Annotated in this window: 16 protein-coding genes; 11 read left to right on the forward strand and 5 right to left on the reverse strand. The window is 72.8% G+C overall.

The window, feature by feature from the left end; translation table 11 throughout:
• Nucleotides 1-17: 17 nt before the first annotated feature.
• The 6 genes from chvE to ACA361_RS18445 all read left to right on the forward strand — a co-directional run bounded on the left by chvE (nucleotide 18) and on the right by ACA361_RS18445 (nucleotide 6,620).
• Nucleotides 18-1,145: a multiple monosaccharide ABC transporter substrate-binding protein gene (gene chvE, locus ACA361_RS18420; RefSeq protein WP_375013239.1), complete on the forward strand. Its 1,128-nt coding sequence runs from the start codon at nucleotides 18-20 to the stop codon at nucleotides 1,143-1,145.
• Nucleotides 1,146-1,151: 6 nt separating this feature from the next.
• Nucleotides 1,152-2,744, forward strand: a complete 1,593-nt coding sequence (gene mmsA, locus ACA361_RS18425) for a multiple monosaccharide ABC transporter ATP-binding protein (protein ID WP_375013240.1) — start codon at nucleotides 1,152-1,154, stop codon at nucleotides 2,742-2,744.
• The gene (gene mmsB, locus ACA361_RS18430) at nucleotides 2,741-3,997 is read left to right on the forward strand and encodes a multiple monosaccharide ABC transporter permease (protein ID WP_375013241.1); all 1,257 of its coding nucleotides are present in this window, start codon (nucleotides 2,741-2,743) and stop codon (nucleotides 3,995-3,997) included. Before mmsA ends, mmsB begins: the two co-directional genes overlap by 4 nt.
• A 42-nt stretch (nucleotides 3,998-4,039) precedes the next feature.
• On the forward strand, nucleotides 4,040-5,227 hold the full coding sequence (locus tag ACA361_RS18435; RefSeq protein WP_375013242.1) for an aldose epimerase family protein: 1,188 nt from the start codon (nucleotides 4,040-4,042) through the stop codon (nucleotides 5,225-5,227).
• 61 nt (nucleotides 5,228-5,288) lie between these two features.
• Nucleotides 5,289-6,134 carry an SMP-30/gluconolactonase/LRE family protein gene (locus ACA361_RS18440; protein ID WP_375013243.1) on the forward strand — a complete coding sequence of 282 codons (846 nt, stop codon included), beginning with the start codon at nucleotides 5,289-5,291 and terminating at the stop codon, nucleotides 6,132-6,134.
• Between the two features lie 117 nt (nucleotides 6,135-6,251).
• Nucleotides 6,252-6,620 carry a group 1 truncated hemoglobin gene (locus ACA361_RS18445; RefSeq protein WP_375013244.1) on the forward strand — a complete coding sequence of 123 codons (369 nt, stop codon included), beginning with the start codon at nucleotides 6,252-6,254 and terminating at the stop codon, nucleotides 6,618-6,620.
• A 96-nt stretch (nucleotides 6,621-6,716) separates the two neighbouring features.
• Here the strand turns inward: ACA361_RS18445 and ACA361_RS18450 are convergent, their stop codons facing one another.
• Entirely contained in the window at nucleotides 6,717-6,986 is a 270-nt protein-coding gene (locus tag ACA361_RS18450; RefSeq protein ID WP_375013245.1) for a helix-turn-helix domain-containing protein, read from the reverse strand.
• A gap of 62 nt (nucleotides 6,987-7,048) precedes the next feature.
• Here ACA361_RS18450 and map point away from each other — a divergent pair, with 62 nt between their 5' ends.
• From map to ACA361_RS18465, 3 genes are all read left to right on the forward strand, one after another.
• Entirely contained in the window at nucleotides 7,049-7,816 is a 768-nt protein-coding gene (gene map, locus ACA361_RS18455) for a type I methionyl aminopeptidase (protein ID WP_375013246.1), read from the forward strand.
• Between the two features lie 311 nt (nucleotides 7,817-8,127).
• Nucleotides 8,128-8,796 (forward strand): class I SAM-dependent methyltransferase, encoded by a 669-nt coding sequence (locus ACA361_RS18460; protein WP_375013247.1) that lies wholly within the window; start codon nucleotides 8,128-8,130, stop codon nucleotides 8,794-8,796.
• Nucleotides 8,797-8,866: 70 nt separating this feature from the next.
• Nucleotides 8,867-9,286: a hypothetical protein gene (locus ACA361_RS18465; protein ID WP_375013248.1), complete on the forward strand. Its 420-nt coding sequence runs from the start codon at nucleotides 8,867-8,869 to the stop codon at nucleotides 9,284-9,286.
• Here the strand turns inward: ACA361_RS18465 and ACA361_RS18470 are convergent.
• The 3 genes from ACA361_RS18470 to ACA361_RS18480 all read right to left on the reverse strand — a co-directional run bounded on the left by ACA361_RS18470 (nucleotide 9,265) and on the right by ACA361_RS18480 (nucleotide 11,161).
• The gene (locus ACA361_RS18470; protein ID WP_375013249.1) at nucleotides 9,265-9,501 is read right to left on the reverse strand and encodes a hypothetical protein; all 237 of its coding nucleotides are present in this window, start codon (nucleotides 9,499-9,501) and stop codon (nucleotides 9,265-9,267) included. The two genes, ACA361_RS18465 and ACA361_RS18470, sit on opposite strands and share 22 nt — an antisense overlap.
• A 96-nt stretch (nucleotides 9,502-9,597) precedes the next feature.
• Nucleotides 9,598-10,353, reverse strand: coding sequence for an ABC transporter permease (locus tag ACA361_RS18475; protein WP_375013250.1), 756 nt, complete (start codon nucleotides 10,351-10,353; stop codon nucleotides 9,598-9,600).
• Between the two features lie 22 nt (nucleotides 10,354-10,375).
• Nucleotides 10,376-11,161, reverse strand: a complete 786-nt coding sequence (locus ACA361_RS18480) for an ABC transporter ATP-binding protein (protein WP_375013251.1) — start codon at nucleotides 11,159-11,161, stop codon at nucleotides 10,376-10,378.
• A 72-nt stretch (nucleotides 11,162-11,233) separates the two neighbouring features.
• Between ACA361_RS18480 and ACA361_RS18485 the strand changes: the two genes are divergently transcribed.
• A complete protein-coding gene (locus tag ACA361_RS18485; protein ID WP_375013252.1) occupies nucleotides 11,234-11,902 on the forward strand; it encodes a TetR/AcrR family transcriptional regulator in 669 nt (222 codons plus the stop codon).
• Nucleotides 11,899-12,702 carry a polyphosphate kinase 2 gene (ppk2, locus tag ACA361_RS18490; protein WP_375013253.1) on the forward strand — a complete coding sequence of 268 codons (804 nt, stop codon included), beginning with the start codon at nucleotides 11,899-11,901 and terminating at the stop codon, nucleotides 12,700-12,702. The genes ACA361_RS18485 and ppk2 overlap by 4 nt, the downstream gene beginning before the upstream one ends.
• Here ppk2 and dmpG read toward each other — a convergent pair.
• Nucleotides 12,692-13,705 (reverse strand): 4-hydroxy-2-oxovalerate aldolase, encoded by a 1,014-nt coding sequence (gene dmpG / locus ACA361_RS18495; protein WP_375013562.1) that lies wholly within the window; start codon nucleotides 13,703-13,705, stop codon nucleotides 12,692-12,694. The genes ppk2 and dmpG overlap by 11 nt on opposite strands.
• Nucleotides 13,706-13,713: the final 8 nt, after the last annotated feature.

Consider the following 13,713-nt stretch of genomic DNA (forward strand, 5'->3'; position numbering starts at 1 on the left):
CCCCCAAGGAGCACCCCATGAGATTCGGGCGCCTCACCACCGTCCTGTCCGCGCTCGCGCTGACCGCCGCCGTGTCCGCCTGCGGCTCGGCCGAGAAGACGGTCGACAAGGAGGCCAGGTCCGCCGCCGGCAAGGGCTCGCTGGTCGGGATCACGATGCCGACCAAGTCGTCCGAGCGCTGGATCCACGACGGGAACAACCTCAAGACCGGGCTGGAGAAGCTCGGCTACAAGGTGGACCTCCAGTACGCCGAGAACGACATCCCCACCCAGGTCAGCCAGATCGAGAACCAGATCACCAAGGGCGCCCGGGCGCTGGTCGTGGCCTCGATCGACGGCACCGCGCTGACCACCCAGCTCCAGCAGGCCGGCGACAAGAAGATCCCGGTCATCGCCTACGACCGGCTCATCCGCAACAGCCCGAACGTGGACTACTACGCCACGTTCGACAACTACAAGGTCGGCGTGCAGCAGGCGACGTCGCTGCTGATCGGGCTGAAGCTGAAGAACGCCGACGGCTCGGAGGGCACCGCGAAGGGCCCGTTCAACATCGAGCTGTTCGGCGGCTCGCCGGACGACAACAACGCCACGTTCTTCTACAACGGCGCGATGTCGGTGCTCAAGCCGTACATCGACAAGGGAACGCTGAAGGTCGCCAGCGGCCAGACCGACTTCAAGACGATCGCGATCCTGCGCTGGGACCCGGCGACCGCGCAGAAGCGGATGGAGGACCTGCTCACCAAGACCTACAGCGGCGGCGCGAAGGTGCAGGGCGTGCTGTCACCGTACGACGGGCTGTCGATCGGCATCCTGTCGGCGCTCAAGAGCAACGGCTACGGCACCGGCGGCCAGCCGTACCCGGTGGTGACCGGGCAGGACGCCGAGGTCGCCTCGGTGAAGTCGATCATGGCGGGCGAGCAGTACTCGACCATCTTCAAGGACACCCGGCAGCTGGCCGCCGAGACCGTGAAGATGGCCGACACCGTCCTCAAGGGCGGCAAGCCGCAGGTGAACAACACCAAGGACTACAACAACGGCGTGAAGGTGGTCCCGTCGCAGCTGCTCCAGCCGGTGATCGTGGAGAAGTCCGCGGTCAAGTCGGCGCTGCTGGACAGCGGCTACTACACGCAGGCGCAGCTCGGCTGATCCGCCATGGCCGACGACACCCGAACCACCGGCGACGGGGACGAGATCCTCGTGATGCGGGGGATCACCAAGACGTTCCCCGGCGTCCGCGCGCTGTCCGGAGTGGACCTGACCGTGCGGCGCGGCGAGATCCACGGGATCTGCGGCGAGAACGGCGCCGGCAAGTCCACGCTGATGAAGGTGCTGTCCGGGGTGTACCCGCACGGCTCGTACGAGGGGGAGATCTCCTTCGCGGGCGAGCCGTGCCGGTTCGCCGGCATCCGGGACAGCGAGGAGCGCGGCATCGTCATCATCCACCAGGAGCTGGCGCTGTGCCCGCAGCTGTCGATCGCCGAGAACATCTTCCTCGGCAACGAGCGGACCGGCGGCCCGGCGAAGCGGCGGCTCGGCGGGCTGGCCCTGGTCGACTGGAACCGCACCAACCACGAGGCGGACCGGCTGCTGGACCGGGTCGGACTGCCGGAGAGCCCGGTCACCCCGATCGCCGAGCTCGGCGTCGGCAAGCAGCAGCTCGTCGAGATCGCCAAGGCGCTGTCCAAGCGGGTGCGGCTGCTGATCCTGGACGAGCCCACCGCCGCCCTCAACGACGAGGACTCCGCGCACCTGCTCGACCTGGTCCGCGGGCTGCGCGACGAGGGCATCACCTCGGTGATCATCTCGCACAAGCTGAACGAGGTGCTGGCGATCGCCGACCGCGTCAGCATCCTGCGCGACGGCCGGATGATCGAGACGCTGGACCCGGCCCGGACCGACGTCACCGAGGACCGGATCATCGCCGGGATGGTGGGCCGCGACCTGGAGCACCGCTACCCGCCGCGCGAGCCCGACATCGGCGGCGAGGTGCTGCGGATCGAGGACTGGACGGTGCACAGCCCGTCCCAGCACTCCCGCCGGGTCGTGTCCGGCGCCGGGCTCACGCTGCGCCGCGGCGAGATCGTCGGGCTGGCCGGGCTGATGGGCGCGGGCCGTACCGAGCTGGCCATGAGCGTGTTCGGCCGCTCGTACGGGACCGGCGTCACCGGCCGGCTCTTCAAGGACGGGAAGGAGATCGAGGCGCGGACCGTGCGGGAGGCGATCGGACACGGCATCGCGTACGCGACCGAGGACCGCAAGCGGTACGGCCTCAACCTCATCGAGGACATCCGCCGCAACGTGTCGGCCGCCGGGCTGGGCCGGCTGGCCCGGCGCGGCTGGGTGAACGGGAACGAGGAGTACCGCGTCGCCGAGGAGTTCCGCGCCGGGATGAACATCAAGGCGCCGGACGTGCTGAGCGAGACCGGCAAGCTCAGCGGCGGCAACCAGCAGAAGGTCGTGCTGTCCAAGTGGATCTTCACGGATCCGGACGTGCTGATCCTGGACGAGCCCACCCGCGGCATCGACGTGGGGGCCAAGTACGAGATCTACGCGATCGTGAACCGGCTGGCCGCCGAGGGGAAGGCGATCCTGCTGATCTCCTCGGAGCTGCCGGAGCTGATCGGCATGTGCGACCGGATCTACACGATGGCGGCGGGCCGGATCACCGGCGAGGTCCCCCGCGCCGAGGCCACCCAGGAGCGCCTCATGACGTTCATGACCAGAGGACAGGAGCAGCCCGGATGAGCAGTACCGCACCCGCCGTGGCCAGGAGCGGGAACGGCGCCGGGTCGGGCCCGCCGAACGGCCGGTCCCCGGTCCGGCTGACCGTCAACGTCCGGCAGAGCGGCATCTACATCGCGTTCGCCCTGATCGTGGCGCTGTTCACGGTGCTGACCGGCGGCGACCTGCTGCAGCCGCAGAACATCTCGAACATCATCGTGCAGAACAGCTACATCCTGATCCTGGCGATCGGGATGATCCTGGTCATCATCTCCGGGCACATCGACCTGTCGGTGGGCTCGGTCGTCGCGGTCACCGGCGCGGTGGCGGCGGTGCTGATGGTGAACCACGACGTGGCCTGGCCGCTCGCGCTGCTGCTGACGCTGGGCGCGGGCGCGCTGATCGGGGCGTGGCAGGGCTACTGGATCGCCTACTTCGGCATCCCGTCGTTCATCGTGACGCTGGCCGGGATGCTGCTGTTCCGCGCGCTGACGCTGACCGTGCTGGGCAACCAGGGCATCGGCCCGTTCCCGGACGAGATCCGCACGCTGTCCAACGGCTTCACCGGCGGCTACCTCGGCAACGTCGGGCTCGGCGCGCTGGGCGGCGCCGACCTGGTCAGCCTGCTGGCCGGGATCGCGGCGGTGGCCGGGCTGGCGGTCGCGCAGTGGCGGACCCGCAAGGCGCGGCTCGGCTACAAGCAGACCGTCGACCCGATGCCGGTCTTCCTGCTGAAGATCGCCGCCGCCGGGGCGCTGATCATGGCGGTGACGATGCAGCTCGCCCGGTTCCGCAACCTGCCGTGGGTGCTGGTGCTGCTGGCCGCGCTGGTCCTGGGCTACTCGCTGCTGACCAACCGCGCGGTGTTCGGCCGCCGGATCTACGCGGTGGGCGGCAACCTCCAGGCCGCGACGCTGTCCGGCGTGAAGGTGAAGTCGGTCGTCTTCTGGATCTTCGTCAACATGGGCGTGCTGTCCGCCCTGGCCGGCGTGATCTTCGCGGGCCGGCTCAACCAGGCGGGCCCGACCGCGGGCAACGCGTTCGAGCTGGACGCCATCGCGGCGGCGTTCATCGGCGGCGCGGCCGTTCAGGGCGGGGTCGGCAAGGTGGTCGGCGCGATCACCGGCGGCCTCATCATGGGCGTGATCAACAACGGGATGTCGCTGATCGGGGCGCCCAGCGAGCGGGTGATGCTCGTCAAGGGCATCGTCCTGCTGGCCGCGGTCGCCTTCGACGTCTGGACCAAGCGCCGCTCCGGCGCTCCCATCCTCCGCTAGATCCTCCGACAGCTCCACCTCCGTCCCGAGAGGAGAGAGTCCATGAGGTACATCCGACCCCGAGCCGCCGCGGCGGGCGCCGTCCTCGCCGCCGCACTGGCCGCCGGCTCCGTCCCGGCCGCCGCGGGCGCCGCGCCCGCGGCGCCGGGCGGCGCGCCGGGGATCTCCAAGGAGCCCTTCGGCCGGCTCGCCGACGGCACCGCGATCGAGCGGTACACGCTGAGCAACGGGCGCGGGATGCGCGTCCGGGTGCTCACGTACGGCGGGATCGTCCAGAGCCTGGAGGTGCCCGACCGGCGCGGCAGACCCGGCAACGTCGCGCTCGGCTTCGCCTCGCTGGACGGCTACACCAGCGAGGCGTACACGGCCGCGAACCCGTACTTCGGCGCCATCATCGGCCGGTACGGCAACCGCATCGGCGGCGCGAGGTTCACCCTCGACGGCACGACGTACGAGCTGGCCGCCAACAACGGGCCGAACAGCCTGCACGGCGGCGACAAGGGCTTCGACGAGCGCGTCTGGAAGGCCGTCCCGGTCCGGGAGAACGGGAACGTCGGCCTGCGCATGACCCGTACCAGCCCGAACGGAGAGGAGGGCTACCCGGGCACGCTGGAGACGGCGGTCACCTACACCGTCACCGCGCGCGGCGAGCTGCGCATCGCGTACCGGGCGACCACCGACCGGCCGACGGTCGTCAACCTGACCAACCACACCTACTTCAACCTCGCCGGCGAGGGGTCCGGCGACGTCTACGGCCACCGGCTCCAGGTGAACGCGAGCCGCTACACGCCGGTGGACGCCACGCTGATCCCGACCGGCGAGCTGGCGCCCGTGCGGAACACGCCGTTCGACTTCACGCGCCCGCACGCCATCGGCGAGCGGATCCGCGACGGGCACCCGCAGATCCTCATCGGCCAGGGCTACGACCACAACTACGTCCTGGACCGCGCGGGCTCCGGCCTGGCACGGGCCGCGCGGGTCACCGAGCCGTCCAGCGGGCGGACGATGGAGGTGCTCACCACCGAGCCCGGTCTCCAGTTCTATTCGGGTAACTTCCTGACCGGCACGCTGAAGGGGACGAGCGGGAAGGTCTACCGGCAGGGCGACGGGTTCTGCCTGGAGACGCAGCACTTCCCCGACTCCCCCAACCAGCCGCGGTTCCCGTCCACGACGCTGCGGCCGGGGCAGGTGTACGACACGACCACGGTCTACGCGTTCTCCGCGCGCTGACCACGCCTTCCGGGGGCGGCCGGGCGACCGGCCGCCCCCGGCCCCTGTTGGGAGCATGACGTTGAGGTACGAGATCGCCGCGGCCGCGGGCGCCACCCTGGGCGAGGGCCCGGTCTGGGACCCGGTCGCGGAGCGGCTGCTGTGGGTGGACATCCTGGCCTGCGAGGTGCGCGCGTACGACCCGGCCACGGGCGCCGACGCGCTCGTCCGCCGGACCGGGCAGCACGTGGGGGCGGCCCGGCCGCGGGCGGGCGGCGGCCTGGTGGCCAACCTGCGCGACGGCGTGGGCCTGTACGGCCCGGACGGGTCGTTCCGCTGGCTGGCGGAGCTGCCTGCGGCCGGGTGCCGGGGCAACGACGCGGCGGTGGGCCCGGACGGCGCGCTGTACGCGGGGACGATGGCCTACGACGAGCGGCCGGGCGCGGGCGTGCTGCGCCGGGTGCGGCCGGACGGGCGGGTCGCGACGGTCCTGGACGGCGTGACGATCAGCAATGGCGTGGCGTGGAGCCCGGACGGCCGGCTCATGTACTACGTCGACACGCCGACCGGGCGGATCGACGTGCTCGATTTCGATCCCGCCGAGGGGCGGGTGTCCGAGCGGCGGCCGTTCGCCGAGGTGGCGGGGCCCGGGAGCCCGGACGGGCTGACCGTGGACGCCGCCGGCCGCGTGTGGGTGGCGCTGTGGGGCGGCGGCCGGGTGCTGCGCTTCGATCCGTCCGGGAAGCAGGAGGCAACGATCGAGTTCCCGGCGGCGCAGACGACGGCGTGCGCGTTCGGCGGGCCCGGGCTGCGCGACCTGTACGTCACCAGCGCCGCGGTGGGAACGGACGGCGCGGCGCACGCGGGCGCGCTGTTCGTCGTCCCGGACGCGGGCGAGGGGCTGCCCGCGCCCGCGTTCCCCGGCTGAGCACCGTACCGCCGATCACGGCCCGCCGACAATTATTGGCACTGCGCCAAGAGGGCTGGTGTTCGCGGCGGAAATCCAGGACCGTGGCGGGGAACGCGTCGATCCCTGGAGGGTGACATGAGCATCTACGAGTCCATCGGCGGCGAGGCGGCCCTGGTCGCGGTGATGGACGACCTGTACGAGCGGATCCTGGCCGACCCCGCGCTGAAGCCGTTCTTCGAGGGGTCCGGCATCCACCGCCTCAAGGGCCGCCAGGTGGAGTTCTTCGCGCAGGCGCTCGGCGGCCCGGCCCGCTACGAGGGCCGCACGATGAAGGACGCCCATCTGGGCCGCGGCATCGGCTCCGCGGACTTCGACCTGGTGGCAGGCCATCTGGTGGCGGCGCTCGCCGCGGCGGGAGTCCCCGGGGAGACGATCAGCGAGATCGCGGACCTGGTGCTCCCCCTCAAAGCCGACATCGTGGCCGGCCGGATGCCCGCCACCTGACGCTCCCAAGACGTCGACTCGTGGCGTGTCCGGCCCCAGCGCGCCGCGAAACGGGGGAACACGCCACGAGTCGACGCCGGGGCGGGGCGCGCAGGGTCAGGCCGTCAGGGCCTGGTCCGGCTCCGGGGCGGCGCACGCTTCGGCCAGGTCGGTCAGGGAGAGGTCCAGGGCCGTGGCCAGGGCGGCGACGGTGAAGAACGCCGGCGTCGGCGCCCGGCCGGTCTCGATCTTGCGCAGCGTCTCGGCCGACAGCCCGGCCGCCGCGGCGACCTCCACCATGCTGCGGGAGCCGCGGGCCTGCCGCAGCAGCGCGCCCAGCCGCTCGCCGCGGGCGCGCTCGGACGGGGTCAACGGAGTCCTCACCATGCCTCGATACTAATACCGTGATACTTATACCGGTATAAGAATTGCGGAGAAGGGAGCACGGCATGGTGGAGATCAAGGACCGGACGGCCGTCGAGGCGATGCGCGAGGCCGGCCGCGTGGTGGCGAACGCCCTGGCCGCCGTGGAGAAGGCCGCCGCCGTCGGGGTGACGCTGCGCGACCTGGACGAGGTGGCCCGCGACGTCCTGCGGGAGGCGGGGGCGGGCTCGCCGTTCCTGGGCTACCGGCCGTCCTTCGCGCCCACCCCGTTCCCCGGGGTGATCTGCGCGTCGGTGAACGACGCCATCGTGCACGGCGTGCCGAACGACTACCGGCTGCGCGACGGCGACCTGGTCGGCATCGACTGCGGGGCCACGCTGGACGGCTGGACCGGCGACGCCGCGACCACGTTCTCGGTGGGCACGCGCCGCCCCGGGGACGCGGAGTTGGTCGCCGCGACCCGGAACGCGCTGGAGGCGGGCATCGCGGCGGCCGTCGCGGGCGGCCGGCTCGGCGACGTCTCGCACGCCATCGGCACGGCCGCGAAGGCGGGCGGGTACGGCATGCCGGCCGACTTCGGCGGGCATGGGATCGGCCGCACCATGCACGAGGACCCGCACGTCCCCAACCGGGGCCGCCCGGGCCGCGGCTTCCCGCTCCGGCCCGGCCTGACGCTGGCCATCGAGCCGATGTTCATCGCGGGCGGCGGCGACGGCTACCACGCCGGGAGCGACGGCTGGACGCTCTACACCGACGACGGCAGCCGCGCCGCGCACATCGAGCACACGATCGCCGTCACCGAGGACGGGCCCCGAGTGCTGACCCTGCCGTGAAACCCCCGCGCACGCCGGCGCGCCCGCCGGCACCGGCCCGCGGCGGCCGGCCGTGGACGGCGCGGGCCCGGCGGGCGCCGGAACAGGCGAAGGTTTGTCGCGCGCGGGACCGTGGGAAGGGAGGTGGCCGAGAGATCACGGCCCGGCCGCGCCGGTACCCCCGGCCGCGCGGCCCCGGCAGCGCGGCCGGATGCGCGGATCGGGGCGCCAGAAGGGATCGCGTCATCGACCTCACCAACGACGAGCACTACCAGCGACTCGCCAGGACCTACGAGAGGAACTGGGCGGACCGTCCGGAGTACGTCGCCTGGATGGCCGACCGCATCATGTCCTGGCTCGACCCCCTGCCCGGTGACCGGGTCGCCGACATCGGCTCGGGCACCGGGCTCTTCCTGAGCAGGCTGCTGGAGGCGGCCTCGGACGGCACTCCCATCCTGTGCGTGGACCCGTCCCAGCACATGCTCGACCTCCTGCCCGCCGACCCCCGCCTCTCCCCCGTCCGCGCGACCGCCGAGCAGATCGCGGCGGGCGAGGTGGCGATGCCGTACGAGAAGGTGGACGCGTTCGTCTTCAAGGAGGCGATCCACCATGTCAAGGACATCCCCGCCACGCTGAGCGGCCTGGCCGGGCGGCTCGCGCCCGGCGGCCGGATCCTGGTCGTCACGCTCCCGCGGCGGCTCGAGTACCCGCTGTTCCCCGCGGCGCTGGACCGCTTCGCCGCCAACCAGCCCGAGCCGGGCCTCATCGCGGCGGCGATGGCGGCGGCCGGGCTGGAGACCGAGCACCGGTCCGAGGAGTACGCCGTCACGATCGACCGGGAGCAGTGGATCGACCTGGTCCGCAACCGGTGGATGTCGGTGCTGTCGACCTTCTCCGCCGGGGAGATCGACGAGGGCATCGAGACGATCCGGCTGCTGCACCCGGAACACGAGATCACCTACACCGACCGCTTCGCGTTCATCCAGGGCGTCCGGCGCTGACGTCCCGGCGCCCCCGCCCCGGCCGGATCCGGACCTGGGCGGGGGACGCCGCCGGTGGAATGATCGGCGCGTGGCGACTCCTCCCCGCAGGACCCTGCCGGTCGGCTACAGCCGGCCCGCAGCGTGGACGTTCCTCGCCGTCGGGATCTTCAACCTGCTCGGCGGGCTGCTGATCCTCGCGAACGGCAGCGGCCGGATCATCAACCTCGTGCTCGGCGTGCTGTTCGTCGTGCTCGGCGCGCTCTACCTCGGCCGGCCGTACTTCACGTACACCGCGCACACCCGGACGGTCGAGGTGATCGCGCCCATCGGCACGCGCCGCACGTTCCGGCCGGAGGCGGGCGAGTCGCTCGCCGTCGAGGGCAAGCGGATCGTGCTCGTCCGGGCGGACGGGAAGCGCAAGAAGCTGCCGGTGAACCGCTACCTGGCGAACGCCGCCGAGTGGGACGCCGCGGCCGCGGCGATCGTTCAGGCGCCCGAGCGGGCCTGAACGGCCTCCCGGCTCCGCCCGGTCACCCGGAACCCGTCGCCCACGGCCAGCGCGCCCGGCCGCACGACGGAGAACTCGGCGCCGAACGCGACGCCGCCGCCGTCCGCCCGGCGGTACGCGGCGAGCGTCCGCAGCGGTTCGGGGCCGGCCTTCGCGCCGCGCCGCCGGTCGACCATCGTGACGGCGCCGCGCGCGGCGTCCAGGTCGACGTCCACGGCCAGCGGCCCGGTCCCGGGCGCGGTCAGGGTGAGCCGCCGCCCGGGCCAGCGGCGGAGGGCCTTCCTGACACGAATCCGTCAGTTACGGGTCCGTCATGGCGCGGAGCGGAACATCCTCGCTCCCGCGACGAGGCAGAGCGCGGCCGTCATCAGCGTGACGGCGGCGCCGAGCGCGACCGTCCCGGACGCGTAGTGCCCGAGGAACGCCTCGCGCACGGCGTCGACCGTGTAGCGGAACGGGACGGCGCGCGACACCGCGTCCAGCCAGCCCGGCCCCAGGCTCATCGGCAGCAGGACGCCGGACAGCAGCATGAGCGGCAGCATCGCGGTGTTGGTGATGGCGGCGAACTCCGGCGTGGAGCGGACGCGCATCGCCAGCCCGTACGACAGCGCCGACAGCGCCGCCGACAGCACGGCGACGAACGCGAGGCCGAGCAGGACGCCGGGCAGCGGGGCGCGCAGGCCGAGCGCCAGGCCGAGCAGCACCAGCAGCACGGCCTGGACGACCAGCTGGACGGTGTCGCGCAGGGTGCGGCCGAGGAGCGGCGCCAGCGGGCTCACCGGGGTGACCCGCATGCGGTCGATGACGCCGAGCGTCCGGTCCATCATGATCCCGAGGCCCACGAACGAGCCGCCCAGCAGCGCGAGCTGCACGAGCAGGCCGGGCACGAGGACCTGCCAGGAGGAGCCGGCGGCGCCGCCCAGCCCGAGCCCGGTCAGCAGCGGGCCGAACAGGCCCAGGAACAGCAGCGGCTGGAGCATGCCGAAGAACATGTTCGTCTTCGAGCGCAGCGTGGCGCGCGCGTAGCGGCCGAAGACGACGCCGGTGTCGGCGAGAAGGCGGGGCATCGGTCCTGCTTTCGGGTACGGGTCAGATCGCGACGGGCGCCGGGGCGGCGGGGGCGTCGCGTCCGGTGATGGCGAGGAAGGCGTCCTGGAGGCTGGCGGCCGGGTCGCCCGCGTACCGCCGCTTGAGGTCGGCGGGCGGGCCCTCGGCCACGACGGCGCCGGCGTCCACGACCACCACCCGGTCGGCGAGCGCGTCGGCCTCGTCCAGGTAGTGCGTGGTCAGGAAGATCGTGGTGCCGCGCTCGCCGCGGATCCGCCGGACGAGGTCCCACAGGTCGGCGCGGGCGCCGGGATCGAGTCCGGTCGTGGGCTCGTCCAGGAAGAGGATCGCGGGCCGGTTGACCAGGCCGAGCGCGATCTCCAGGCGGCGGCGCTGCCCGCCGGACAGCGCGGCGGTGGGCCGGTCGAGCAGTCCGGTGAGGTCGAGCGCGGCGGCGACCTCCTCGGCGCGCTCCCGCGCGGCGGCCCTGGGCAGCCGGTGCAGCCGCGCCTGGGTGACGAGCTCCTCGCGGGCGGCGCACGCGGGGTCGAGGCCGCCGGACTGGGCGACGTACCCGATCCGCTCGCGCACCTTCGCGGACTCGCGGAGCAGGTCGTGGCCGGCGACCTCGGCCGTGCCGCCGGTCGGCGGCAGCAGCGTGGTGAGCATCCGCAGGGTGGTGGTCTTGCCGGCACCGTTCGGGCCGAGGAGGCCGAGGATCTCGCCCGGTTCCACGGTCAGGTCGATGCCGCGCACGGCGTGCACGGGCCCGCTCTTGAGGGAGAACGTCCGGGTCAGGCCCCGGGTCCGGATGGCTGGTGGTGGCATGGCCCCAGAAAACCACAACGCGTTCCAAATTTGCAATCGACTTAAAGTTTGCAGTGCGGTTAGACTACTGCCATGACGGAGGGGCTGCGCGAGCGCAAGAAGCGGGCGACCCGGCAGCGGATCACCGCGGCCGCCACGGAGCTGTTCGTGGCGCGCGGCTTCGCCGAGGTGACGATCGCGGAGGTCGCCGCGGCCGCCGACGTGTCGGTCAACACCCTCTACAACTACTTCGAGTCCAAGGAGGACCTGGTCCTGCCGCCGGACCAGGCGTCCGCCGCGCGGCTGGCCGCCATCGTGCGTGAGCGGCCGGCCGGCACGTCCCCCGCGCGGGCCGTGCTGGCCCGGCTCCGCGCGGAGATCCGCGCCCGGGACCGCGCCCTGGGGCTGAGCGAGGGCTTCGGGCGCGTGTTCGAGATGATGCGGGCCGCGCCCACGCTGATGGCGCGGCTGGAGGACCTCGGCGAGCAGATGGTCGCCGAGCTCGCGGCCGTCCTGGCCGAGGAGGCCGGCGCCGCCCCGGACGACCCGCTCCCCCGCCTGGTCGCCGCCCAGATCGGCTGGTGCCACGCGCAGGTCTTCGGCGAGATCGGCCGCCGCACCGCCGCCGGCGAGGACCCGGACACGATCGCCGCGGCCGTGCTCGCCCTGCTGGACGTCATCGAGGGCCTGCTCGGCGAGCGCGTTCTGGACTACCCCGGGCAGGCGTTCCGGCCGCCCGGAGGCGGTACAAATCGGTTATGAGCAAAGACGGCAGGATGCCCCGCAAGATCTACGAGCGCGAGCTGTACCGGTTGCAGGGCGAGCTGGTGAAGCTCCAGGAGTGGGTGCGCGCCGAGGGCGCCCGGCTGGTGGTGGTGTTCGAGGGGCGGGACGCGGCGGGCAAGGGCGGCGCCATCCGCCGGGTGTCGCAGTACCTCAACCCGCGGTTCGCGCGGATCGCGGCGCTGCCCGCGCCGACCCACCGCGAGGCGTCGCAGTGGTACTTCCAGCGGTACGTCCAGCACCTGCCCGCGGCCGGGGAGATCGTGCTGTTCGACCGGTCCTGGTACAACCGCGCCGGGGTCGAGCGGGTGATGGGGTTCTGCACCGACGACGAGTACCGGCGGTTCCTGCACCAGTGCCCGGTGTTCGAGCGGCTGCTGGTCGAGGACGGGATCCTGCTGCGCAAGTACTGGTTCTCGGTCAGCGACGAGGAGCAGGCGCGGCGGTTCCAGAAGCGGGCCGACGACCCGATGCGGCGCTGGAAGCTGTCACCGATGGACCTGGAGTCGATCACGCGCTGGGAGGACTACTCCCGCGCCAAGGACGACATGTTCGTGCACACCGACATCCCGGAGGCGCCCTGGTACGTCGTCGACAGCGACGACAAGCGGACGGCGCGGATCAACATGATGGCGCACCTGCTGTCGACGGTGCCGTACCAGGACGTCACCGAGCCGGCGCTGGAACTGCCGGAACGGCCGCCGTCCACGGGGTACGAGCGGCCGTCCCGGGACACCCAGCACTACGTGCCCGACCACGCGGCGGCGGTCAGCGGCTGACCGGGGCGCCGTCCCGCTCGGCGGCCAGCTGGAGCGCCACGTCGATGATCATGTCCTCCTGGCCGCCGACGTAGCCGGCCTCGCCGACCTTCTGCAGGATGGCGTGCGCCGGGACGCCGTAGCGCTCGGCGGCGCGCTCGGCGTGCAGCAGGAAGCTGGAGTAGACCCCGGCGTACCCCTGCGTGATGGCCGACCGGTCGGCGAACGGCAGCCGCGGCAGGAACGGCCGGACGACGTCCTGCGCGGCGGCCATCACGCCCTGCACGTCCACGCCGGTGCCGATCCCCATGCGCTCGAACGTGGCGGCGACGATCTCGGTGGGGGCGTTGCCGGCGCCGGCGCCGAGCGCGCACAGGGCACCGTCGATCTGGCGGGCGCCGTTCTGGACGGCGAGGACGGAGTTGGCCACGCCGAGGGAGAGGTTCTGGTGGCCGTGGAAGCCGACCTCCGCCTCGGCGCCGACCTCCTCGACCAGGGCCGCGACCCGGGCCTGCGCGTCGCCGAGCACCATGGCGCCGGCCGAGTCGACGACGTACACGCACTGCGCGCCCGCGTCCGCCATGATCCGCGCCTGCGCGGCCAGCGCCTCCGGGCCGATGCGGTGCGAGAGCATCAGGAAGCCGACGGTCTCCATGCCGAGGTCGCGGGCGGCGGCGAAGTGCTGCGCCGACACGTCGGCCTCGGTGCAGTGGGTGGCGATCCGCGCGACGGACGCGCCCGCGCCGTGGGCGTGCCGCAGGTCCTCGACGGTGCCCAGGCCGGGCAGCAGCAGCACCGCGATCCTCGCCCGGGCCGCCTCGTCGACGGCGGCGCCGATCAGCTTGATCTCGTCCTCCAGCGAGAAGCCGTAGTTGAACGACGACCCGCCGAGGCCGTCGCCGTGCGCGACCTCGATGACCTCCACCCCGGCGCTGTCGAGGGCGTGCACGACGCCGCGGACCTGGCCCTCGGTGAACCGGTGCGCCATGGCGTGGCTGCCGTCGCGCAGGGTCGAGTCGGTGATCCTGACGC

It is taken from the genome of Actinomadura sp. 21ATH (genome assembly GCF_041951345.1).
Taxonomy (GTDB): Bacteria; Actinomycetota; Actinomycetes; order Streptosporangiales; family Streptosporangiaceae; genus Spirillospora.

Bases quoted from the DNA above. Each gene is read 5' to 3' on its own strand.
- chvE (WP_375013239.1), top strand. From the start codon at position 18: ATGAGATTCGGGCGCCTCACCACCGTCCTGTCCGCGCTCGCGCTGACC.
- mmsA (WP_375013240.1), top strand. From the start codon at position 1,152: ATGGCCGACGACACCCGAACCACCGGCGACGGGGACGAGATCCTCGTG.
- mmsB (WP_375013241.1), top strand. From the start codon at position 2,741: ATGAGCAGTACCGCACCCGCCGTGGCCAGGAGCGGGAACGGCGCCGGG.
- ACA361_RS18435 (WP_375013242.1), top strand. From the start codon at position 4,040: ATGAGGTACATCCGACCCCGAGCCGCCGCGGCGGGCGCCGTCCTCGCC.
- ACA361_RS18445 (WP_375013244.1), top strand. From the start codon at position 6,252: ATGAGCATCTACGAGTCCATCGGCGGCGAGGCGGCCCTGGTCGCGGTG.
- ACA361_RS18450 (WP_375013245.1), bottom strand. From the start codon at position 6,986: ATGGTGAGGACTCCGTTGACCCCGTCCGAGCGCGCCCGCGGCGAGCGG.
- map (WP_375013246.1), top strand. From the start codon at position 7,049: ATGGTGGAGATCAAGGACCGGACGGCCGTCGAGGCGATGCGCGAGGCC.
- ACA361_RS18460 (WP_375013247.1), top strand. From the start codon at position 8,128: ATGGCCGACCGCATCATGTCCTGGCTCGACCCCCTGCCCGGTGACCGG.
- ACA361_RS18475 (WP_375013250.1), bottom strand. From the start codon at position 10,353: ATGCCCCGCCTTCTCGCCGACACCGGCGTCGTCTTCGGCCGCTACGCG.
- ACA361_RS18480 (WP_375013251.1), bottom strand. From the start codon at position 11,161: ATGCCACCACCAGCCATCCGGACCCGGGGCCTGACCCGGACGTTCTCC.
- ACA361_RS18485 (WP_375013252.1), top strand. From the start codon at position 11,234: ATGACGGAGGGGCTGCGCGAGCGCAAGAAGCGGGCGACCCGGCAGCGG.
- ppk2 (WP_375013253.1), top strand. From the start codon at position 11,899: ATGAGCAAAGACGGCAGGATGCCCCGCAAGATCTACGAGCGCGAGCTG.